General features: G+C 62.7%; 11 protein-coding genes. 2 read left to right on the plus strand and 9 right to left on the minus strand.

Annotation, left to right across the window (positions count from 1 at the left end):
- Positions 1 to 65 precede the first annotated feature (65 nt).
- Together ASE25_RS04455 and ASE25_RS04460 are read right to left on the minus strand one after the other, a co-directional pair.
- Positions 66 to 3053: a DUF3427 domain-containing protein gene (locus ASE25_RS04455; protein ID WP_056823077.1), complete on the minus strand. Its 2988-nt coding sequence runs from the start codon at positions 3051 to 3053 to the stop codon at positions 66 to 68.
- A complete protein-coding gene (locus ASE25_RS04460) occupies positions 3043 to 3456 on the minus strand; it encodes a (deoxy)nucleoside triphosphate pyrophosphohydrolase (RefSeq protein ID WP_056823079.1) in 414 nt (137 codons plus the stop codon). Before ASE25_RS04460 ends, ASE25_RS04455 begins: the two co-directional genes overlap by 11 nt.
- A gap of 937 nt (positions 3457 to 4393) precedes the next feature.
- On the opposite strand from ASE25_RS04460, the gene ASE25_RS04465 reads away from it, so the two are divergent.
- Positions 4394 to 6511 carry a DUF262 domain-containing protein gene (locus ASE25_RS04465; protein WP_056823081.1) on the plus strand — a complete coding sequence of 706 codons (2118 nt, stop codon included), beginning with the start codon at positions 4394 to 4396 and terminating at the stop codon, positions 6509 to 6511.
- A 341-nt stretch (positions 6512 to 6852) separates the two neighbouring features.
- Positions 6853 to 9888, plus strand: a complete 3036-nt coding sequence (locus tag ASE25_RS04470) for a helicase-related protein (protein ID WP_056823083.1) — start codon at positions 6853 to 6855, stop codon at positions 9886 to 9888.
- On the opposite strand, the gene ASE25_RS04475 is transcribed toward ASE25_RS04470, so the two are convergent.
- The 7 genes from ASE25_RS04475 to ASE25_RS04505 all read right to left on the minus strand — a co-directional run bounded on the left by ASE25_RS04475 (position 9881) and on the right by ASE25_RS04505 (position 22709).
- On the minus strand, positions 9881 to 11533 hold the full coding sequence (locus tag ASE25_RS04475; RefSeq protein ID WP_157623312.1) for an Hsp70 family protein: 1653 nt from the start codon (positions 11531 to 11533) through the stop codon (positions 9881 to 9883). The two genes, ASE25_RS04470 and ASE25_RS04475, sit on opposite strands and share 8 nt — an antisense overlap.
- 12 nt (positions 11534 to 11545) lie before the next feature.
- The gene (locus ASE25_RS22650) at positions 11546 to 13759 is read right to left on the minus strand and encodes a nucleotide exchange factor GrpE (RefSeq protein ID WP_162260585.1); all 2214 of its coding nucleotides are present in this window, start codon (positions 13757 to 13759) and stop codon (positions 11546 to 11548) included.
- Positions 13760 to 13943: 184 nt separating this feature from the next.
- Positions 13944 to 14672, minus strand: a complete 729-nt coding sequence (locus tag ASE25_RS04485; protein ID WP_056823090.1) for a M48 family metallopeptidase — start codon at positions 14670 to 14672, stop codon at positions 13944 to 13946.
- The gene (locus ASE25_RS04490) at positions 14659 to 17751 is read right to left on the minus strand and encodes a type I restriction endonuclease subunit R (protein WP_056823091.1); all 3093 of its coding nucleotides are present in this window, start codon (positions 17749 to 17751) and stop codon (positions 14659 to 14661) included. Before ASE25_RS04490 ends, ASE25_RS04485 begins: the two co-directional genes overlap by 14 nt.
- Positions 17748 to 18899: a restriction endonuclease subunit S gene (locus ASE25_RS04495; RefSeq protein WP_082622684.1), complete on the minus strand. Its 1152-nt coding sequence runs from the start codon at positions 18897 to 18899 to the stop codon at positions 17748 to 17750. The genes ASE25_RS04490 and ASE25_RS04495 overlap by 4 nt, the downstream gene beginning before the upstream one ends.
- Positions 18896 to 21331 (minus strand): class I SAM-dependent DNA methyltransferase, encoded by a 2436-nt coding sequence (locus ASE25_RS04500; protein WP_200958968.1) that lies wholly within the window; start codon positions 21329 to 21331, stop codon positions 18896 to 18898. The genes ASE25_RS04495 and ASE25_RS04500 overlap by 4 nt, the downstream gene beginning before the upstream one ends.
- A 364-nt stretch (positions 21332 to 21695) precedes the next feature.
- Positions 21696 to 22709 (minus strand): glycoside hydrolase family 68 protein, encoded by a 1014-nt coding sequence (locus ASE25_RS04505; RefSeq protein ID WP_056823095.1) that lies wholly within the window; start codon positions 22707 to 22709, stop codon positions 21696 to 21698.

Genomic DNA, 22709 nt, shown 5'->3' on the forward strand with positions numbered 1-22709 from the left:
GTGTCTGCTTGCGCAACGACGCTACGCAGCAGTGCCAGGCAGTCACAGTGCGAACGACGAAGGGTCTACACCGTGATGACGGGGTGGAAGTAGTCAAAGAGCCCGGCCGGGATGGGCTCATCGAACTTAAGCTGCATACGCACCACCGGCAGGGCCTTCCCGTCGTCGTCGGGCATGCTCGTCTCCTCGAAGTCGAGTGGCGTCGCGCCGCCGAGGAAGTAGAACTGAGACCCCTCGGCCTCGTCCCGCTTCACGAAGACGTAGAGCTTCACCCGGCGCTGAACGATGTTGTCGACCTCGCCGCTGGCCAGCGTGCGCCGAGCGCGGGTGTACCAAAGCATCGTCGACTGGTCGAGGAGGGCGTCCTCGTAAGCGGTGCTCGAGGTGATGCCCTCGCTCTTGTGCAGTGTCACGAAGATCGGGCAGTCTCCGGTTGCCAGATCCGCCCGGTAGCCGTAGATCGTCGACGTGAACTTCCGCGGCCACCCGAGCAGCCGGCACACTTCCTTGCGCGTGTACTGCCGGCCGGACGTGAACGCGCTCGACGAGTCGTAGAGAGCGGTGGCCATCGCATCGCCGGTTTCAGCAACGTCGTCGACGTGAGCCCGGAATGACGAGGATCGCTCGTAGTCCCAGCGGAACTCCGGCGTCAGACCGATGCGACCATCGTCGCCACGTTCGACGATCCCGGTCTTGTAGCGCTTCTGGTCACCTTCCGCATGCCCTTGCAGGGTGAACGTGTCGATGATGCTGTCAAGACGGCGATCCGGCACCGTGCCGCCATCATCACCGACTGCGTCACGGGCGTCGGCACGGCTCAGAGTCGGCGTGGTGAGCAACGCCCGCAGGAGGCGTGCCTCGCCGGCGCGCTTGGCCGGGAGAACCTCGTGCGAGAGAAGCTCGAGGGCCTTTGCCTGGCGCGGCGTCAGGTCGGTCGGCTCCTTGAGCGCGGCCTGCAGCAGGCTCGGATAGTGGGCACGTCGGGTGGCGAGCACGACAGGGTCGGTGGACTTGAACCGCCAGAAGTCCCGCAGCCGCGGAGTGCGTCCGACGCGGTCGCGCATCGCCATCAGCGCAGCACGCAACTTTGGCATGTCGTCGAGCCTGGTCTGGCTGATCGAGGAGAGCACGCGCGCCTCAGCCAGCTTGTCGAAGCGGACGCTCGAGAGACCAGCGACGACGCCGACCTCTTCCGCGCCAATGAGGTTCTGCCGGAGCGACTCCTTGTTGAGCGACTCATCTTCAAAAAGCGCCACGGGGATGAGGAAGTTGTTGGCGTAGTTGCCGATGAAGTCGATAACGATGAGGTAGTCCTTGCCGGCCGCTTTGCGCAGGCCGCGACCGAGCTGCTGCGTAAACACGATGGCTGACTGCGTCTGCCGCAGCATGACCACCTGGTTGACGCTCGGAATGTCGACGCCCTCGTTGAAGACATCGACCGTCAGAAGGTAGTCGAGCTCTCCGCGCTCGAGACGCTCGACGGCGGACTCTCGCGCTGGAATGCTGTCATCACCGGTGAGTGCGAGAGTCCTGAGCCGTCGTCCTCGCAAGGTCGCGCCGTTGAAGGCCTGCGACAGCTGATGCGCTTCCTCCTTGCGGCTACAGAAGATGAGCCCCCGAGGGGCAACCCCCGCCTGACCGTACGTTTCGATGCCAGTGAGCACATGGCGTACGCGTTCAGGTGACGTCAGCTTGGCCAGCAGCGTGTAGTCCTCCGTCGTGCTTCCATCGTCAAAGGAGATGTCGGCGACCCCGTAGTAGTGGAAGGGCGCCAGCATCTCTTCTTCGAGCGCCTTGGTCAGGCGGATCTCGTACGGCACGACGTAGTCGAAGAGCTCGTAGACGTTGAAACGGTCCGTGCGCTCCGGCGTGGCCGTCATGCCCAGCAGGAAGGCCGGCTCGAGGTGATCGAGGACCGTGCGGTAACTCTGGGCGCCCGCGCGGTGCACCTCATCGACGAGGACGTAGTCGAAGGCCTGGGGATCGATGCTGGCGAGGGTGCTGGCCTTCGAGAGTGACTGTATTGTGGTGAACACAAAAGGCCGGTCCAGCTCCCGTGAGCCCCCAGCGAGTTTGCCGAAGTCACTCAAGGGTCGGTCCAGCACGCGGGCGTACTCGAGCATCGTTCGATCAAGAATCTGTTCTCGATGAACGATGAAGAGCATGCGCTTCGGATTCACCGCTTTGACGTCGAGCGCCGACAGGATCGTTTTGCCGGTGCCAGTCGCGGAGACGACAACCGCACGCCGGGCACCGTTGGCTCGCACGTCGGCAATCGCGGCGAGCGCTTCGCGCTGCATCCGGTTTGGCAGCACGAGCGGGTGTGCCCCGCCACCCGCCAGGCCGTCGTCTCCGCCGTCTGCCGTGGGCGAGTCGTCGAGGTTCTGGCCCAGCCGATCCTGGGCGTCGATCTGGCTCACGCTTGCCAAACCGGTCGGCTGGCGTCGTGGGCGGGGCGGGGGTGCCGTATAGCCCACCGCGTACGCGTCGACCCAGTCCTGCGTCAACGGAACGGAGTCCCTGACCTGATACTCGCTGAGTTGGCGCAGCTGCTTGCCCAGGTCACTCGTGCTCGCAGCCGAGACGCGCAGGTTCCACTCGTGGTTTCTCACCAGGGCGGTTTCGGTGAGGTTCGAGCTGCCCAGCATGGCGGTGACTGACGTGTCGTGCTGGAAGACGTAGCCCTTCGGGTGAAACGCCGGCGAGCGATGGATGCGCACGTCGATGCCGTGCTCTTGCAGACGGAGCAGCTCGGCGAAGGCGGCCGGTGAGTTGAAGGCGAGATAGTCGGAGGTGACGATCCGGCCCTCTCCCTCGAACTCGAGCAGGTCCGTCAGCAAGAGGGCGATCGCTCGCGGCGAGACGAACGCGACCGAGAACAGGAAGCTGTCGCACGTGGCGAGCTCTTCGCGGATCACGCGCAGCGCCGTGTTGTCGGCGTCGTTGTAGACGAGCTGAGGGTGGCGGCGTCGGGGTGCCAGCTGGTCGGTGCCGAGGTAGCCGAACTGGACGTCCCGCGACAGGTCGCCGAGCCAGTTGAAGTCAGTGGCCATGGGTCAGATCACGCCTCACGAGCTCCACCGCAGGGAGGTCGGCAGGTGCCCACTTCAGCGTGCTCATCTCCAGCGGGGTGCACCAGCGCACCTCATCGTGGTCGTTGAGGTGGGGCTCGCCCGTGATGAGGTCGCAGTAGAAAGTCGTGAGCACGATCGTCGCGGAGTCGTATGTGTGTCGCGTCGTCTCGATCTCGGCGCCCACCACGACTTCGCAGCGCAGTTCCTCGTCGATCTCACGGACGAGGGCGTCTCGAGGTGACTCGTCCGGCTCGACTTTGCCTCCGGGGAACTCCCAGTAGCCGGCGAGCTTCCCGGGTGCTGCCCGGCGGGCACATAGGACCTTGCCGTCGGACTGGATGACGGCCCCGACGACCGGAATAACCAGCTTCCCCTGATGCACTCACCGAGCTTAGGAGAATGCTGCGACAACGAAGGTGCCGACACGATAGGGCGGCGTTCGAATCACGACGGCCTCGGGGACGCGGAACCGGTTTTTGTCAGGGCTGTCTGAGCACAGACGTCACAGACGGGTCCGTCGGGCATCGCGTCGGGTCTGAGCCCGGCCACCTCATGTATCCATTCCGAACCTGCCTCATCCCATCGCCGTCGACCGGAGTCGTTCAGTGCCCTGCGATAGGGAATACCGTGATGTAACGTCTGGGTCCGCACCCCTGGCAAAGCACTTGATGCGCCGCCCCCGGGCCCCAGTGACGGAGTCATAGGGTGTCACCGCAGTTTCCGTCGCTTCGACACCGGCGACGTGGCCCAGCGGGCGATCCGGGCCGGCGATGACGCGTTCCTGCTCAAGATGGCGTCGCTAGGAGATCTGCAGCGCTACCGCAATATCCGTAGCGGGCTCGGCCCTGTGTCTCCCGACAGCAGTTCAGCTCTGCACCAGGGTCCGTGAAGCCCTGCGGCGGCTCAGCGAGCAGAGGCAACCCAGCTCATGGGCTCGCTGGAGTGCACGAGCTCGATGTCGTTTCCGGCTAGGCGCGGGCCGTCTCGAACGCCGCCCTTGCCCGCGAGCCCTACGTCAGCGGAACGACCGTGATGTCGCATTTGCACAGCGCCCTCAACAAGCGCGGCGTCGACAACCGCGTCTGGGCCGCCGTCATCGGGGTCCGAGTGGGAGTTACGCCGACCCTGTCGGCACGCAGAGCAACTGATCAGACGTCGACCGGTGTAGATCTCCTGGGCTGCGCTCGTGCTTAGGACCCTCGAGATCCATCCCCCTTTTTGGTTGGCACCCCCATTCAACCCAAAGCACCGCGGCCGCGTTCTAGGGTGCATGTGGCTGGTTGGCAGGTGAGCACAGAGGGCGCCAGGCAAGGAGAGCAATGGAAACCACAGTCAGAACCCCACTTGAGATCTTTAATCTTCCCCAACGGCTAGTGGTTCCACTCTTTCAGCGGCCATACGTGTGGACCCAGGACGAGCAGTGGGAGCCCCTATGGGGCGACATTCGACGCGTCGCAGAACTCCGCCTGATGCAGCCGTGGGTGACGGCGACGCACTTCATGGGCGCTGTGGTCATCCAAGCCATGGACAACGTCGTCGGCACCGTCCAGCCGCGGGCCGTGATCGACGGACAACAGCGTCTGACCACGCTGCAGTTGTTCATCGACGCCGCCGGCGCAGTCTTTGAGGATCGCGGGATCGAGCATCTTGCTGCGCAGATGGAGGGGCTCACGCATAACCCTCAGCACTTCGTCCAGGACGGCAACGCGCTCAAACTGCACCACACGAACCGGGACAAGGTGGCGTTCGCGGAGGTCATGAATGCCGATCCGCCGGTGGACTACACCGCTCTTGGATCGACAAACAGCCTCTTCGTCGAGGCGCACCGCTACTTCACCGAGCAGGTGCGCCTATGGCTCGACGCTCAAGGGGACGAGACGCACCGTCGGGCCGAGGCGTTGGCGTCTGTCCTGACCACCTCCCTTCAGTTAGTCGTCATCGACCTCAGGCGTGACGAGAACTCGCAGGAAATCTTCGAGACCCTCAACGCCCGAGGAACGCCGCTCACGGCCGCGGACCTCATCAAGAACCTGGTGTTCCAGCGCCTGGAGCGGGAGGGCGTGGACACCGCCGCCGCCTACGCACAGATATGGCCGTTCGACACGCAGTTCTGGGAAGAGCGCGTCAGCGTCGGGCGGTATCGCATGACCCGCAGCTCGCTCTTCCTCAATCAGTGGCTCATGTCGCGTCTGGCCGAAGAGGTCGGGCCGCAGTCAACGTTCACCCGGTTCAAGCATTACGTCGAGCACGAGGCGAATCGCCCCATGTCATCCGTGTTGGAGGAGGTCCGCGGTCAGGCCGACGCCTACCGATCATGGACCGAACGTGCTCGTGACCCACACGCAAAGCTCAGCCGAGTCGAGCTATGCGTCTACCGTTCTCGGGCACTCGATAGCGAGGTGCTTCAGCCGCTCCTTCTGTGGCTGCACGAGCCGGGAAGCCCGCACAACCCGCGCACGATCGACAGCGTCGTCGCTTCGGCAGAGAGCTGGTTAGTGCGCCGATCTCTGCTGCGTCTGGCTTCGGCGGATCAGGGTCGTGTTGTTGCGGACCTCATCTCCGCCTGCCGCGGTAGCGCGGACACAGAGCTGGCCGATCGTGCGGAGGCGTTCTTGGCTCGGCAGAAAGCGCCTAGCACCTACTGGCCGAGCGATGACGAGCTCAAAGCCTTGTCCATCGAGCCCGCTTACAGGCGGTACAAGCGGGGCCGACTTCGCATGTACCTAGAGGCCGCCGAGGACGCTGCGCGCGGCTTCTCGACTACCGCCGACTCGAAGACCTCAAGTCGTGTGGAACGCGTCGGCTATCACATCGAGCACATCCTGCCTCAACGGTGGAAGACCAACTGGCCAGTGGAATCCCTGGCTGACGAGATCGAGCGCGATAACCACGTGCACCGCTTTGGGAACCTGACGCTGTTAACCGGGAAGCTCAACCTGGCGGTGTCGAATGGACCGTGGCTTGGGATCAAGGGCAAGCGAGCAAAGCTCGAGGCCCATGATGTGTTTTTGCTCAACCGCCGCATTCGAGCGGTTAGCGAGCACGGATGGAACGAACAGCGCATCGACGAACGCGGCTTGGCCATCGTCGATGCCTTCATTGAGGCATGGCCCGTTCCGGCGGGCCATGTGGGACTCGATATCGACGCACGGGCCTCCGCCGCCACACCAAACGTCGCGTTGCGGGACCTTGTTGCTGCCGGGCTGCTTCCAGTTGGCACCGAGCTGCGAGCGCGGCAGGGGTCCTGGGGAGACCAGGTCGCGGAGGTCCTGGAGTCCGGTCATCTTCGTGTGGGCGACAAGACGTTCGGCACGCCTTCGGCTGCCGGTCACCACCTGCGAAAGGGGGCCACCAACGGATGGTGGTTCTGGCGTCTTCCTGATGGTCGCAGGCTGCAGGACCTGCGGGCCGAGTTTCTCGCAAGCAGCACGAACTAAGGATCGCCATGGTCACCGCAGGCGACGATCTGGCGTACTACCCACTGAGCCAGCTTCCTTCCGCTCTCGATGCAAGGCCCGCTAGTCGGTTGCTCGTTCGTGGACCCTTGGCAGACGCACTCTCAGAGCGCGTGGAGAGTCTGGGTGCAGAGATTCGGGAGCTGGACTCGGACCCATCTCGGACCTTGTTGCACGACGGAATCTACTTCGTAGAGCGCAAGGGCCGCTGGGAAGCTTGTCTCGTCGCGGGTGAGGCGCCGGAGACTCAGACGTCCTCGGCTCGCTATCGCCATACGGATGATGGACCACACGAGCATCTCGCCCGGGCACGAGAGTGCCTCGTGGAGGATTGGGAGGACGGGCGGACGTTCACCGGCAGCTGTCAGTTCGCAGTTGACGACCTCGTGCGAATCGTCGGACGCGATCGTTTCGGTCGCGTCGAGCGAGTTGTCCGCTCAGGGGCCGGCTACCGGATTGTCGTGGTGGTCGACGGAGTGCAGGAAATCGTTGGCGAGGACTCGCTTCAACGCATCGCTGGTGACCCTCGCGACCCGAAGATGTGGGTATCTGAAGCCGCCGCATCCGCGCGAGACCTCGCGCTGACGCTGACGTGGACGAAACTGCGTCACCCTCTCAGTGACGTGCTCTACTCCTTCAACTCCTCCAAGACGCTTTTCCGGCCGTACCAGTTCTTGCCCGCACTGAAGATTCTCGACTCACCGACGGGCCGCTTGCTCATCGCTGACGAGGTGGGCCTGGGCAAGACCATCGAGGCCGGCTTGGTGTGGACCGAGCTAGAACACCGCACGCCGATGCGCCGGACACTGGTCGTCACCCCCTCCTCCCTGACGCTCAAGTGGCGCATGGAGATGAGCCGACGGTTCGACCGCGAGCTCGAGATCATCAAGCCAAATCGGCTTGCCGAGCTGGCAGATGCGCTGGTGGCCGGGAATGATCCCGAGCTGCACGGCATCGTCTCCCTCGAGGGGTTGCGGTCTGCAACCGACCCTCTGGAGAAGCTCTCGAGGATGGCGCCACGTTTCGACCTGGTCATCGTCGACGAAGCGCACGCTCTCCGCAACCTCGGCACTAGATCGAACTTGTTAGGTCGGCTTCTGTCGGATTGGGCCGACCACCTACTCTTCCTTTCCGCCACCCCGATCAACCTCGGCTCGCAGGACCTCTACAACTTGCTTTCGCTCCTGGACGACGGACTCTTCCAGGACTCAGAAATCTTCCGTCTACAACTAGAGCCCAACCGGCACCTAAACGCGATCTCGCGCGCCGTCTCCCGCGGGGATGCGACTGGGTCAGCCTTGGCGCACGTCGACGCGATCCGGAAGGCACCGCTGGGTGCAACGGTGACCGCCCGCCCAAGTTTCCGAAGACTGGTGGAGCTGCTGCGCTCGGAGACGGGGCTCACTGCTGCGGAGCGCTCGGAGATCAAGCGACTCGTCAACGACCTCAACACTCTAAGCGGGGTCTTGTGCCGCACACGCAAGGTGGACGTGCCTGACGCCAAGGCAGTTCGGGAACCACATCAAATCGAAGTTTCATGGGCCGCTGAGGAGAAGGACTTCTACGAGGGCACCTACGACTACCTAATGGCGCGGGCCCGAGCCCAGGGGGTTCCTCCGGGTTTCGCCACTCAAATGCCCCTCCGTCAACTGGCGAGCTGCCTTCCGGCCATGCGCGCCCGCATGATCGGCGGAGACGTTGAGAGCTTCATCGCAGAGATCGATGATTCCGACGACGACCTCAGTGGCGCTGACCTCGATGCGCAGCTCCTGTCTGGGGTGCCGGTCGCAGCACTCAGTCAGGGGCTGGATTCGAAGTTTGACGCGCTGCAGGAGCGGCTCACCTCGCTCAAGGAGCAAGGAGTCCGTCAGGTCATGATCTTCTCGACGTTCCGCGGCACCATCGCCTACCTTCGAGCCAGGCTGGCGGATACCTTCACCGTGGACGTCTTACACGGCGGCATCCCAATGCAAGAACGGCAGCCCGTGATCGACCGGTTCCGCGACGGCGCCTTCGAGATCCTCATCGCGAGCGAGGTGGCCTCAGAGGGACTCGACTTCGAGTTCTGCAACGTCCTGGTCAACTATGACCTGCCGTGGAACCCTATGCGCGTTGAGCAGCGCATCGGACGCCTCGACCGATTCGGCCAGAAGAACGAAAAGATCCTTATCCTCAACATGCACGTGCCGGGGACCATCGAGTCGGACATTCTCGAGCGACTTTACGAGCGAATCGGCATCTTTAAGGACTCCATCGGCGACCTAGAGCCCATCCTTCGGGACGAGTTCAAAGACATTGCACAACAGATCCTCGACCCAAACTTGAATCGGGTGCAAAGGCAGCGGCGCGCCGACGAGATTGCGCTAGCTGTGGAGCAGCGGCACGCAGATCTGAAACGCCTCAACGAGTCACGAGGGGCCCTGTCGACCATCGACCAGCTCAGTGTCGAGGGGTTGACTGATTCCGGCCCGGCGGACGGCCGCTATGTAGGAGCGGCCGAGGTGCGGTTGGTGATGGAGGTGCTGACGCAGGGAACGGGCGCCAGCATCACACCGAGCAGCCAAGAGGGCATCTTCGAACTCGTAGGAAATGCGCAGCTGTCGGACCTCGTCTGGCACCACCACGCAAAGCGTCGAAGTCGCCAGTCGACCGTTCACCTCCAAGCCGACCTGCGCAACGGGACGCCCACCCGTGTGACGTTCGACGCGGCAGTCGCGAGTGCACGGGACGTCGAGCTCTTGTCAGCCCGCCACCCACTCGTTGAGGTCGCCGTGGGGTTCCTTGAGGCCGATGAGTTGCGTCTGCGTCGGTACGGCCTTGTCGAGGTTTCGACGCTCCCACCACGCAGCCACTACGCCGTCCAGGTCGACCTTGTCGACCAGAGGGGCATTCGTCCGGCGCTCGAGCTCTGGGCCACGGCTGTCGATGTGGACTCAGGCCAACCTGTTGAGGGAGTCGGCGAGGCGTTGTTGACGCAACTTGCTTCTGGGGACCTTCGTGACACGACCTGGGCTTCCGTACGTGGCATTGAAGACTTGCTGAGCTCGCTAGAGGATGCAGCCTGGGCCCGGCGCGGGCTGGAGGAGCCCAGCCGGCGAGCGGAGAACGAAGCGCTGGCGCTGAGCCGCATCGATGCGCGGCGTGCGTCCTTGAATCTCAAACTGCGCAAGGCGGGCGAGACGCTCGACCTGGTGCGGCGGGAAGGGCGAGATCAGCGCGTGATCCGTATGCACGAAGGGCGCATCCGCAACCTCTCGGCCGACCTTGACAAGCTCGACCTCGAGCTTGAAGAAGCGATGGCTTTCTCACTCGTCATGAGAACGGTGGCGTTGCTCGAGGTCGTCGGACCGGCTACTTAGTGTCCCAAGACCGGCGACGCTCAGGGATGAACCTGGCTTCCTCGACGGGCAGGGCCAACTTAGTGAAGCCGGAGCCGAGTGCGGGCCACCGGGTCACGCGGAGCGAGTGCGCGTCGCCGCGGCTGTCGCGAAGGATCATGCGCCCATCCGGCGCGAGGGAGAAGTGCAGGCCAGACTGACTGGATCCGAAGTTGACCCGAAGACTTTCCGAGCTCTTTCCGTCCTCCCTGAGTTCCACGGGCGTGCCGTCCAGGGCGAAGACGCTCAGGGTGCCGTAACCCCGCGTCGGAAGGAGCCGCTTCGCATCTCTGTTCACAGCCGTGGTCCCCCCCGGCCACTCGTATCGTAGGACCGACTTTTGCATGGCCTCCCACGGCTCATAAAACTTCGTATGCGCTCGGTACAGACTGACGGACTGGTGCTGCCCGTCAGCGCCCTCGAACTCGAGGACGAAATCAAAGGCGGGACGGTGGAGGTTAACTTGCTCGTAGGGGCTGGACTCTGCGAGGCCCGAGGCCACGATTTCCTGCGGGCCAGCACCCGCAAATGTGTGAATCTTGGCCCCAGGGAGCTTGTGTTCGAGGAAGCGGGCCACGGCGGGAATCCGACTCATGCCGCCCACCATGAGTACGTGGGCGACATCTTTCGTTAGTTCGCCTTCCGGCATTGCACGCAACACTGCGGGCACTGCGCCACGCCTCCGTGCGAGATGGGCGGCCTTCAACGTGTTCACGACAAGGTCCCACGCGCCTTCTAACTGCGACCGAAAGGCCTCCTCGAGTTGCTCCACCGCATAGCGGAGGCTGGGAAGACGCCCGTCCGGATAGGCGATGTCGACGTCAACAGAACGGCTGGTGGTGAGGTCTAGCTTGGCGTCCGCAGCAGCGCGACGCACGAAGGCCTCAGCAACGAGTGGTGAGGGAAGGGTCTCGAGATCGATCCCCTTTTCCCGGAGGGCCTGAATCAGGTCAGTGGCGATCGCCGAGTCGAGCGTGTCGCCCGCCTCGTTGAGACCATCGGAAGCCAACACGAAGACCTTCGGGTCACGTCCCGGACCTGCTGTCACGTCGAGCAGGGCGACATCAAGGGTTCCGCCCCCCATGTCGAACACGAGAACGCGGTCCTCATCCAGATGCTTGCCATTCCTGGTTTGACTCTCGATCCAGTTCAGTCCGGCAGCGATGGGCTCGTCGATGAGCGTGGCCGGGCCTACGGCGAAACCGGCATTCTCAGCAAGTCCCAGTAGCCTCAGCCGCTGGTCCGCGTCCCACATAGCGGGGCAGCCCAGCCTGGTGTCCCCGGCATTGCCGATCGGCAGTCGTTCTGCGCGTGAGCGCGTTGCGAGCTCGACCAGCAGGCCTTCGATGACCTCGTCAACCGACCGCTCGATCGATCCGTCGGGACTACAAACCGTTTGGCGCCGTTCGGTGATTGCCCTCTTGACTGAACTGATCAACAGTCCGGGCTGGTGAGTCAGTGCTGCTTCTGCGACGACGAGTCGACCGTCAACCTGCGAAGCGACTGAGGGCATCCAAGAGGTGGAAACGCCGATCGGCACCACCGCCGGACGACGCAGACCAACTCCCTCTGCGACCAAGGTGGTACTGGTCCCGAAGTCGACTCCGATGGTATGGGTTGCGGCCACTGCGCGGCACTCCTAGGTACTGGGGATCACAGTCGCCTTCAGGAGGATGAAGCTCTCACCGTTCGGCTCCGTCATTTTGTAGCCGATTTGCACCACATTTACAGGCGATTCTGGAGAATCCCTCGCACCAATCAACTCATGCTCTTCGGGAACGAACGTCACGGTGGCTCCGACAGCGCCGATCGGCGTTAGTCCATCTCTGGCGACCAGGCTTTGAACCCGCTGCGAGATCCGAGAAGGGTCACGACCCTCGACGACGGCCGCGGTCGCATACGCCGCCAATCCTGCAAGGGACCGCAACGCGTCAATCTGGGCCTGACGTGTCTGAGACTCACGGGCACGACCTGAATCCTCGCCCGCTTGGGCAAGGCGCTGCTCGAGACGCCGCATGCGCTCCTGGGCCTCCGACAACTCCCGACGCGCCGCGGCCAGCTGGTCGCCCATTGCTTGCGTCTTGGCTTGCAGTTCGGTGTTCTCATTCTCAAGAGAGCCCAGTCGGTCTGACTGGCCCACGTCGGTCAGCCATGAACGTGCAACATCATCGCCGCTGAGAACCCGACGAATCGCGTCGCCCACGTCCGCGCTGTCCACTGCTTGGAGCAGAGGGCGTGGCGCCGAGAGTATCGCGAACAGGTGGCGTCTAGTCGGGGCTGAGGACAACGCTTCGTTGAGGATCGGGAGCACCACCGTCGACACCAGCGTCGGGTCCTCTAGTGCGGCGGCCAAGGGCCCTGAAGCCGCGTCACTCAGGGCTTCGAAGCCTGCTCCTCGCCACCACTCCGGCCGCCGGGCTTCGCCCTTGTCATGAGCCCAGATCCACTTGAGCAGTCGGGCTCGGGCAGTGTCACGTCCCAGAGGTGCCGGGGTTAGCCGGCGGGCCACCTCCTGGCGTTCGCGCGGGCCGAGGGCCGTTGCCGGGTCGCCTCCGTTCTCGAGCGAGCGCCGGACAAGCTCGCCAAACCATGAAGCTGCGTCCGGATCTGAAGCGGACATCAGAGGTGCTGTGACCTCGAGGAGCTGAGCTGGTGTGAGGAAGCGAGATGAATCGCGAGCCAGGAACCGACGACAGACCAGCGCATACTCGTCGAGGTTCGCGCCGGTCCGCGATTCCAGGCCTTGCTTCGCGCCGGCAAGACTCCTGAGAAGCAGTGTCACGGCCGGGTCGGGCCCCAGCAAAGCAATAGGATCAGGCGCTTCCGCGAGCTTCGTGCGCCGCGTGACGAGGGCCAGCACAATCTGTTCATTACCGGTAAGTCGTTTTGCAGCGGCCGTCAGAACATCGTTAGGCAGGTTCGCGAGCTGGCGCCCGGCCAGCAGAGGCGCTGACAACGATTTCGCGAGCGCATGAGCACGCTGTGGACTGTTCTCCTCATCGAGGATTGCCGCACATACCAGAGCAAGAGCCGGACCTAGTCGCTCCGCTGACGCCTTCAGGTCTTCGACGTCCGTCGGAACCGCGCCGCCGCTGCCTATGCGATGTAGCTCAGAAATGAGCCGAGCCTCGTCGGCGCTGTCCCTAGAAAGCTCGGCGGCTTCATTCAAGCTCATGGCATTGGCCCCCATGCCCATTTGGCCACCCGCTTCGGTGACCTGCTGTGGGCCTTTCGCCACGTGGCTTGGCTGGTCATTGTTGCTCAGGGACCAGTCATCGGATGACGTCTCTGGTGCTTCGAGCTCCGGATCCAGGGCATGAGGAGCGGGACCCCGATGACCTCGGTCCAAATCACCCGCGACTGAGGCCTCATCGGGCGGCGCCACGAGGCCCGCCAAGGCGTCGATGACCTCATCAGAGGCCGATGTCCAGGTGTAGCGACGCTTCGGTCCGTCCCCCTTGATCTCCACATCGGGCCGGCCCTCGAAGGAAACCCGAGAACGCTTCCATGCCGCGCTGGCGTCAGCTCTCGGACAAAGCTGTTCCACTTGGGCGATGAGGTCCTTGCTCGAGGCGGCCTTATTAACATCACGAAGGGCCATCGCGAAGACCACGTCCGGTGCCTTCACGAGCAGCTCCGATACCTCGGGTGAAGCAACCTTCGCAAGGTGCCGAAGGCCCCCAGCCGCCATGGCAAGCCGCATCACGGCACCGTCACGCCCAAGCCTGACGTGCGTGGATGCACCGGACCCCCAATCGACATCCCGCTGCATGCCATGACCCGCAACCGCTCGCCCAGACCGCAGGAGCGTTTGCGACGAGCCGTCAAGCTCGAGAACCACCTCAGTCTTCACAGGCCGCACACTACCCATCTACGTCTCGACCGTGGCGGCCTCCGTGAGACAGCCCGGAGGGGCGGGGCCTCCTATGAGCGCCCGGGGCTTTAGACATTCTCTGCATTCGGCGATGCGACTTTTCCGGACGATTGCACTGGATCTCAACCGTCGGCGCGCCCGGCCCAGGAGGGCGTCGGTGGCCCTATCGTTCACCCCAATCTTCTTCGGCAAGTGGTGAACCGTTGAGTTGGTCTCGGCGGCGGCGCCAGTCGGGCATCTGTTTGTCCATCAATCTGGCGAAGCGCTCGCCATGGTTGCTTTCGAAGTAGTGAGCCAACTCGTGGACGACGATGTACTCAAGGCAGTCAGGGTGCTTCTTGGCGAGTTCCACGTTGAACCACAGATGTCGGGTCGCACGATTGCACGAACCCCACTTGGTCTTCATGCGGCGCAATGTCCACCCGGGCACCGACACTGCAAGCTTCTGCTCCCATGACTGGATGACACCGGGGATGGCCTCCCGCAGTTGCTGTCGATACCACTGATCGAGGGCGCTGCGCCGCTGCTCGGCAGTCGTTGTACTCGGGGTGAATAGCACGAGCCGCTCGCCCTCAACTTCAAAGTGAGTGCGGCCGGGTCGCTCGACGACCTTCAACCGTCGCCGGAGACCCCAAACGTAGTGAGACTCCCCCGTGACCATTTCCCGTTCGCTTTGTCGCCGCGCGGCCCTGAGCGTCTCGCGCTGGCGCTTGATCCATGGCAGTCGCTGGATGACGGCGAGCCTAACCTGGTCGTCGTCGAAGCGCTCGGGTGCTGCGACGCGGACGCGCCCAAGCGGGGGATAAACGCCGATGTGGAGGTTCTTGATGTCTTTGTATATGACATCGATGTCGATCCCTCGGACGGTCAGGTACGCATTAGCTGTACTCATGACGTGCCTTGACGAGTTCGAACAGTTCATCGAGCTTGGCCTGGTCGAAGCCGTCGCCGAGGTTGACGCGAATGGCGTTCTTGACCTTGCGTTCCTTGATCGGGTTGCCAACCCACGCGTCGGGCTTGGTGTGCCGCACGATGGTGTCGATCTCGATTGCGAGGTGCTCGTCGGGGGAGAAGAAATCGACCAGTGCCCGCCTCGCGCCGTTGTCAGCCCAGTCCGGATATTTGGTGTCCGACTCCTTGGTGCCAAGTTGCATAGCGGCATCAAGCAGCTTGGCCAGGTACTCCTGATAATCGATGGCCTGCTGGCGGCGTTCCTCGATTATGGCGTCGAGTAGTTCGCTCATCCGGTCGTAGTACTTGGGGTTCATCGCTCGCTCGTCGATGATCACCTTGCGCATGTTGTTGGTGATCGTTTCGGCCACTGCCTCGGGGCTCTGCTTAATGCCCTCAGGGAGCTTGTCGATCGCACCCGAGCCGAGTTTGACGATGAGATCGATGAGGCCGGTGTCTTCGAAGTTCGAGACGGTCTCCGATGCGCTGGCTTGGATATAGGTGTCGAGCAGGAATCGCATGCCGGCTTCGTATTGCTTGAAGTCGACGTCCTCCCCGGCACCCAACTTCACCTCTGCCCGCACATCTACGTAGTGGGCGATCTCTTTCTTGATCGCTTCCGACTCTGCCTCGCTGTATCCCGCTTCGGTCATCTCGTTGGCGAGGTTCGCGAACGAGCGCGTCACGGCGGCGACCGCCTTGTAGAGCTCGACGCGCTTGGGCTCGTTGGCCCTCAGTTGTTCGGCATTGCCTTGCTCCATTGCACAAAAGTACTGCTGATACTGCAGTGTGTTCTTGGGCGGGGCGACGGCCTCAACCAGAGCGCGGACACGTTCCAAGGCGTCGTCGAGATCCTCCCGTGCCTTCTCGATGCGATCGCTTAGCAGCCCTTCGATGTCCTTTTTCTCATAACCGTCCAGGGCGCCCGAGGTGTAGTCGGTGATGGCGTCCTCGAGTGAGTTGAAGAGGTCCTGGTAGTCGATGATGTAGCCGTAGTCCTTGTCGTCACCGTCGAGACGGTTGACTCGACAGATGGCTTGGAAGAGGCCGTGATCGCGCATCTTCTTGTCGATGTAGAGGTACGTCGCGCTTGGAGCGTCGAATCCGGTGAGCAGTTTGTCGACCACGATCAGGAGACGCATCTGGCCTGGGTTCTCGACGAACTGCTTCTTGACGGCCTTCTCGAACTCCTCGACCTTGCCAACGGCGGTGTCCTCGGGTTCATCGAAGTAGTCGGCAAGCATCTTGCGGTAGATGTCGTACTGGCGGATTTTCTCGGTCTTGCCTTCGCCGGAGTCTTCCTTGGAGATGTCGCTGGCGTTTGGGACGTAGCTGGTGACGATGGCGCACTTGCCCTTGAAGCCGGCGTTGCAGAACAGCTCGTAGAACTTGCAGGCCTGGTAGATGCTGGAGCCGACCAGCATGGCGTTGCCGTGCCCATCCATCAGGCGGGGCTTGGTCTCCATGTCGAGCAAGACGTCGTTGACGATCTGCTTGGCGCGGGGCTCACTTGAGACGACCTTCTGCATAGTGCCCCAGCGCTTCTTCAGCTCCGCCCTTGAGAGGTCGGTCATGCCCTTGGTCTTGACCTCGAACCATTTGTCCACCTGTGCCGGTGACGTCAAGTTCTGGTCGATGTTGCGGGCCTCGTAGCGCAGGTCCAGGACGACGCCATCGTCGACAGCCTCGTCGAACTTGTAGGTGTGAATGAAGGAACCGAAGGTCTCGATGCTGGTGGCCTTGTCGGCCTTCAGGAGCGGGGTGCCAGTGAAGCCAAAGAACATGGCCTCCGGCAGGAGCTGCTTCATGGCCGTGTGCATCTTCCCGGACTGGGTGCGGTGGGCCTCGTCGACGAAGACGAAGATGTTGCCCTTGGCATTGAAGTCCTTGGGGATCTTGGCGTTCAGCTCGGCGATAAAATCCTCGCCAGCTGTGTCGAGCGCCTGGTCGTCGTCGCCTCCTCGGAACTTGTGTACCAGGGAGCAGATGAGCCACTCCTGGGTCTGGTTCAGGGTGCCCAGGAGGTCGGCCCCACTCGACGTTCGGTAGATCTGCTCGTTAACGCCGTTGAAGACCTTCTCAATCTGATCGTCAAGCTCGGTGCGGTCGGTGATCAGCAGAACCCTCGCATCGTCCTGGTGTTCACGAATCCACTTGGCAAGCCAGACCATCGTCAGGCTCTTGCCCGATCCCTGGGTGTGCCAGATGATGCCGCCTTCGCGTTTGGCGATGCGGTCCTGTGTGGCCTTGATGCCGAAGTATTGATTGTGCCGCGGACCCTTCTTGACGCCCGCGTCGAAGACGATGAAGTCGTGAATAAGTTCGAGAAAGCGGTCCTTGTTGCACAGCTGCAGCAGCGCACGGTCGAGCGGATCGGCAACCTCTGACGGCTCCTTCCACTCCAGCCAGTACTTCTCAGGCGTGTCGATGACGCCGTAGCGCAGACCCTCGACGTCGTTGCCCGCGAAGACAAACTGCACGGTGGAGAAGAACGGGCGGATGAACTCGGCCTTCTGGTTGCCGATGGTCTGCCGGATGCCCTCCGCGACATACACCTTTGATCGCTTGAGTTCGATGGTCGCCAGGGCGATGCCATTGACGTAGAGCACGACGTCAGGGCGCTTGGTGTGCTGGCCGAGCACGGTGACTTCTTCGACCACCACGTAGTGGTTAGCATCGGTGTTCGCCCAGTCAATCAGCCAGACGGTCTCGGTCTGCTCGCCGACACCGGGCTTCACATGCACGCCGTATCGGAGCAGTTGGTACACGTCCCGGTTCGCCTCATACAGATCGTGGCCAGCGCCCACCGAAGCAGCCTTGCCAACCTGATCAAGCGTGCGCGTGATCAGGTTGGAGTCGTAGCCGCGAGCCTCAAGGTTTTGGACGAGTAGCGCCGCCTCAATGTTCGAGTTGCACTCTCGGTACTCCCAATTGCCCAGGTACTCGTAACCGAGGTGATCGCGGAACAGCTTTACGACGCGTTCCTGCGCCTTGCGCTCGATTTGTCCGACGTCGCTCATGATGCGGCCTCCACGGGCAGGGGAGAGCGACCAGCCAGAAGCTGCTGCATCATGCCGGTCTTTATGGCGCGAGCCTTCATCACCCGTTTCTCCAGACCAGCGACCTCTGATTCAGCAGCCACCAAAACGGCAGCGATCTCATCCTGCTCGTCCTGCTCTGGGACTCTTACCTCGATCTTGCTGAACTCCGCGATCCATCGGCGCTTGTGGTCGACTGCCGCGAAATCGATCAGTTGCATCCGCTCGAAGATGTAGCGCAGGTTGACTCCGGGGCGAGCGGACAACATCTTCATCGCAGACGACTTTGCTTTGAAAGGGAAGTCGACAAATTTGGACGCGGTTGTGAAATCATCGAAGATGATGACGGGCAAGTTCCGAAAGATGCCGTGCCTCTCGGCGGTGTGGCCAAGCAAGAACGTTTTGCCTGCAGTGAGAACTGGCGTTCCGGTTCCGTTGTAGTCAGTACTCGAAACCAGGTAGCGCCCGGGTTGTTCATAGGCGAGAAGCTCCCCTAGTCTGCGCGACTGCCATTCAGCGGTATGTCCCGGCAACCGGGTGCGGCCGGTCAAGAGCTGCTGCATCATGCCCTGCCTGATCGCCTGCTTCTTATCGATGAGAGCGTCGAGTGTGTCGATCAGATCATCGGCGTCCGTAAGGGCTGCTGCGATACGCCTCTGATCAGAGAGCTCCGTCGGCACGAGCATCGGAATCGATCGCAGTTGTCCACCGTTCAAGGACGGCAGGGCGCCGACCGCGACTAGGTCGGACATGGTGAATGCGGTCAGGAGATGGTGCGCGAACCGGACGTCGAGCTGCCGCTCATCGACAATGAAGGCTGCCATGTTGTTGTCGATGCAACTGTCCTGTGCGAGGATTCGCTTCCGCTCTTTGAACACCGCTGCACCCACTTTGGCGAACACAATTGCGCGTGCGGGAATACGAACAGCCCCGAGGGCCTTCCGTTGCGACTCAGTGATGTAGTTGTTTGCGCGGGTCATGAACAGTTCATTGCCACTGCTGTTCATGTCGGAAACCTTGAAAAAGGGAAGGTCTCCAGACTTGCCACCCTGATGTCGTAGAGGGAATCCGCTACCTCCCCGGAAGGTTCCCAAGTCGCCCGCCGAGTGGACTTCACTCGCCGACGTCATGACTTAATCCCCATCGCGGCCAGATGGCGTTCGACTTTTTCTTCGAGCCTCCCCAACTCATCGTCGAGGTCGCCGACCGTGGCGGCGTACCGTTCGCCAAGCTGATGAACGCGCGCGACAAGTGTCAGCGTCAGTGCTTCGACTTCAGCGCGCACGCGACTGACGATTGTCGCCTGCCACTTGTCATCAAGAACGAGGCTCTTCACGTCGTCCTCGGTTAGGTCGGCGTACTTCATGAGTGTGGCCCTGTCGACTTCGGCCTGTAGTTCCTTGGCCGCCTTCTTCGCGGCCGCTTCGGCGTCGTAAAGCTTGATCAGGTGCTCCAGCGCCTTGACCTCTTCCGGGTCTGCCTTCTCGCGCTTGGCGACGCGGAGGCGCACGATCGCCAGCGCCTTCGAGATCTTGTCGTCGTCCATCGCTTCAGCGAGGAGGCCCTCTTCGTCCGCGTGCTCTTCGATGTACTCCTCGACAGCACGGTTGGCTTCCTCGGCGGCTGCCGTGAGCTCGTCGATCTTGGCCTGCTCGTCAGCGAAGTAGCGCGCCACGACGAGGGCGGAAGGGATCAGGTCCATCTTGTACTTGGCGGCACTGCGGCCTGAGCCGATAACCAGGTCGGGCGCCTCGGAGAGCTTGCGTTCCTTGTCCTCGATGGTCTTTCGAGGCTTCGCCGCTTCGATCCATCCCTCATTCATGATGAGGAAGACATCGTCATGCATCGTGTCGTGCCAGTAGGTCAGGAGTTGCTCATAGATGTCGTACTCGTCGAGGAGCGGCACGGGCTTGAATCGTGCGAGCAGGTCGTCGCCGACGGTAGCGATAAGATCGTTCGGCCGGGTCTCGGCATTGATCGACGCCAAAGTGTCGCGGTATGTAGCGAACCAGTCGGTCGTGAGCACCTTTGCCTCGTTGGCAAACTTCTGGAACTCGGTCGAGTCAAGGATGGCCTGCTGGACCTCGCTGACGTCGATAGTGAGGTCGCTGTAGCTTGGACGGTTCGGCTTGAAGAGCTGGCCGCGGAGCTGCGGGAAGGCGTCCCAGTAGGGGGCAAGTGCGTCGAGGTCAGCGTTCGGGATGCCACCCTGCAGGTGGGCGCGCAGATCCTGGAGGTCTTCGGGCTCTGAGGAGTCGATGTAGCGCGGGATGTTGAGATTATAGGCGTTCTTGCTGTCGGCGATCTCCGTCATCGGGACCATGCGCGAATAGCGCTTGATCTCAACCTGCTTCTTGAAGGTGTCGACGATCTTGTGGATGTCCTGGGTGCGGAGACGGTTCTTGTTGCCGTCCTTCGTGAAACCTGTGGACGCATCGATCATGAAGACGCCCGTGCGTGCCTGGGCGTTCTCCTTATCGAGGATGACGATGCAGGCGGGGATTCCGGTGCCGTAAAACAGGTTCGCCGGCAGACCGATGACACCCTTGATGAAACCGTACTTGAGCAGCCGGGTGCGGATGGTCCCTTCGGCGCCACCACGGAACAGTACGCCGTGCGGCAGGATGATCGCGGCCTTGCCGGTACTTTTGAGCGAGGTCAGCGCGTGTAGCAGGAAGGCGTAGTCGCCGTTCTTCTCTGGGGGGCGGCCGTACTCGAACCGGTTGTAGTCGTTCTCGAGTCCGTTATTCCATGACTTCACCGAGAACGGCGGGTTCATGACAACGTAGTCGAAGGTCCGCAGGTGGTCACCCTTAATGAACTGCGGGTTCGTTATCGTGTCACCCTTCTCTATCTCCGCGATTTCGTTACCGTGCAGGATCATGTTCATCTTCGATAGAGCCCAGGTGGCGTTGTCCTTCTCCTGACCGTAGATCGTCATCCCGCGAGGAGCTTCGGCGGCAGCCTTGAGAAGCAGTGAGCCAGAGCCACATGCAGGGTCGTAGACAGTCTGGTCCTGACGCGTGGTCGGACCAATGCCGACGACCTTGGCAAGGATTCGTGAGACCTCAGCTGGGGTGTAGAACTGGCCCTTGCTCTTGCCGGACTCGGTCGCGAAGTGCCGCATCAGGTACTCGTAGGCGTCACCGAGCAGGTCGTCGCCTTCGGCACGTGAGCCACGGAAGTCGAGGTCATTGAAGATGGTGACGAGCCTGGAGAGGCGGTCCTGCATCTCCTTGCCCTTCCCGAGCTTTTCCTCGTCGTTGAAGTCGGCCTGGTCAATGACGTTGCGCAACCCGTTGGCTTCGGCGAGCTTTGCGATGATCTTGTTGAAGCGATCGCCGATCTCCTTGTCGCCCTTGGCGGCCAGCATGTCCTCGAAGGAACCGCCATCGGGCACATCGATGAGGCTGTTTGGATCCGTCTTGGCCTTATCGGAGACGTACTTCACGAACAGCAGCGTCAGGATGTAGTCCTTGTACTGGCTGGCGTCCATGCCGCCGCGGAGCTGATCACAGCTCGCCCAAAGCGACGCGTAGAGATCCGACTTCTTCAGAGGCACGGCTGGCCTTTCCATGTTTCGACTGGCCGCCAGAACATCGAACGGCGCTCAAGACTGACGCGATTTCGCCCTTCGACGCGCTCGCGTTGCAGAGATGCGCCCAATGCTGCGTTGCCTGTCGACGATGCTTCATCGGACCCAGTCCTCCTGACGCACATCCTAGGTCCACGCGTGAGGGCTGGCCCTTTCCCACGCATGGGTCGAGCGTCAAGCGCCTAATACGGCTTGTGACCCGACGCCGGACTGACATCGGCCTTGCTTCAGCACACGGCCTGCCGCCACCCTTGACGAACCGTTCACCCACGGCTTGGAGGGCCTGCCCGTGGCACGTGCGGGAGGAGCCGAGCTCGCGACGAGGCGAGGGCTACCCGTGTTCGCCAGCGCCTAGAGACTTCGACGCGCTCGACGGCGTGAGGGCAACGCGGTCGCCGTCCCACGTGACGAGATACGGGTGGGTGATTTCGCCGATGAAATGGCCGCCGGTCTCGTTGCGGAAGGCGAGGAACTTGGTCTCGCCCGTCTCGCGGTCGTCGATGAACTTGCCGACGTAGAGGGTCGGGTCGTCGATCTCCTGAGCACCGGCGAGGTCATACGGCCCCAGCACCGACTCGGCCGACGCGATCCACACGCCGCCCGTGATGCCGGCCGCCCGCGCCGCCTCGGGCATGTCGCCGACCGAGCAGTTGAAGAGGAGCACTTGCTTCCCGTCCACGACATGCGTCTGGAAGACCTCGAGCTGCCCGAAGCCGGCCCCAGGCTCAGACAACGGCGACCGCAGCTCCCACGTCTCCAGGTCAGCAGACCACGCGTGCCCCACGACCCCGCGGTCCACCCGGTCAGAGGGATCGTGGGCAGGCCCCGCAGCAGACCGAGCCGTGATCAGCATGTGCCAGCCATCACCGTCCGGATCCGCCACCACCCACGGATCGCGGAACGCCTCGTCGTGCCAGTTCCCCTCGGGCGGCGGCGCGTACTTCTCGTACCAGTGACCGTCCGCCTCGAGCACCGGCCCCGGCGCCTTGTCCCACGTGTAGAGGTCAGGCGACACGGCATACCCGATGGACTGCACGTTGGCGCCGTGCTCGTTGAGCCGAGCCCCGGTGTAGAACATGAACCACCGCCCGTCCGGGTGCCGCACGACCGACCCGGTCCACGTCGCGAGCTCGTCGAAGGCCGGCGCGTCCGAGCGCACGAGCGCGTCGACGACGCGCTCCCACGAGACCAGATCAGACGACACCGCGTGCCCGATCGAGGCCCGGTAGTGCCGGGCGTGCGGGTCGCGCAGCGCCCGCGACGCGTAGAGGAAGAAGAGGTGGTACTGCTCCCCGTCGTCGACGAGCCAGAAGTCCCACACCCACGCCTCGGGGAGACGAAACAC

The organism is Terrabacter sp. Root85 (assembly GCF_001429185.1).
Classification (GTDB): domain Bacteria; phylum Actinomycetota; class Actinomycetes; order Actinomycetales; family Dermatophilaceae; genus Terrabacter.

What these genes read in the sequence shown, in the direction of transcription:
- ASE25_RS04455 (WP_056823077.1), bottom strand. Translation starts at nt 3,053, where the DNA reads ATGGCCACTGACTTCAACTGGCTCGGCGACCTGTCGCGGGACGTCCAG.
- ASE25_RS04465 (WP_056823081.1), top strand. Translation starts at nt 4,394, where the DNA reads ATGGAAACCACAGTCAGAACCCCACTTGAGATCTTTAATCTTCCCCAA.
- ASE25_RS04485 (WP_056823090.1), bottom strand. Translation starts at nt 14,672, where the DNA reads ATGAGTACAGCTAATGCGTACCTGACCGTCCGAGGGATCGACATCGAT.
- ASE25_RS04490 (WP_056823091.1), bottom strand. Translation starts at nt 17,751, where the DNA reads ATGAGCGACGTCGGACAAATCGAGCGCAAGGCGCAGGAACGCGTCGTA.
- ASE25_RS04495 (WP_082622684.1), bottom strand. Translation starts at nt 18,899, where the DNA reads ATGACGTCGGCGAGTGAAGTCCACTCGGCGGGCGACTTGGGAACCTTC.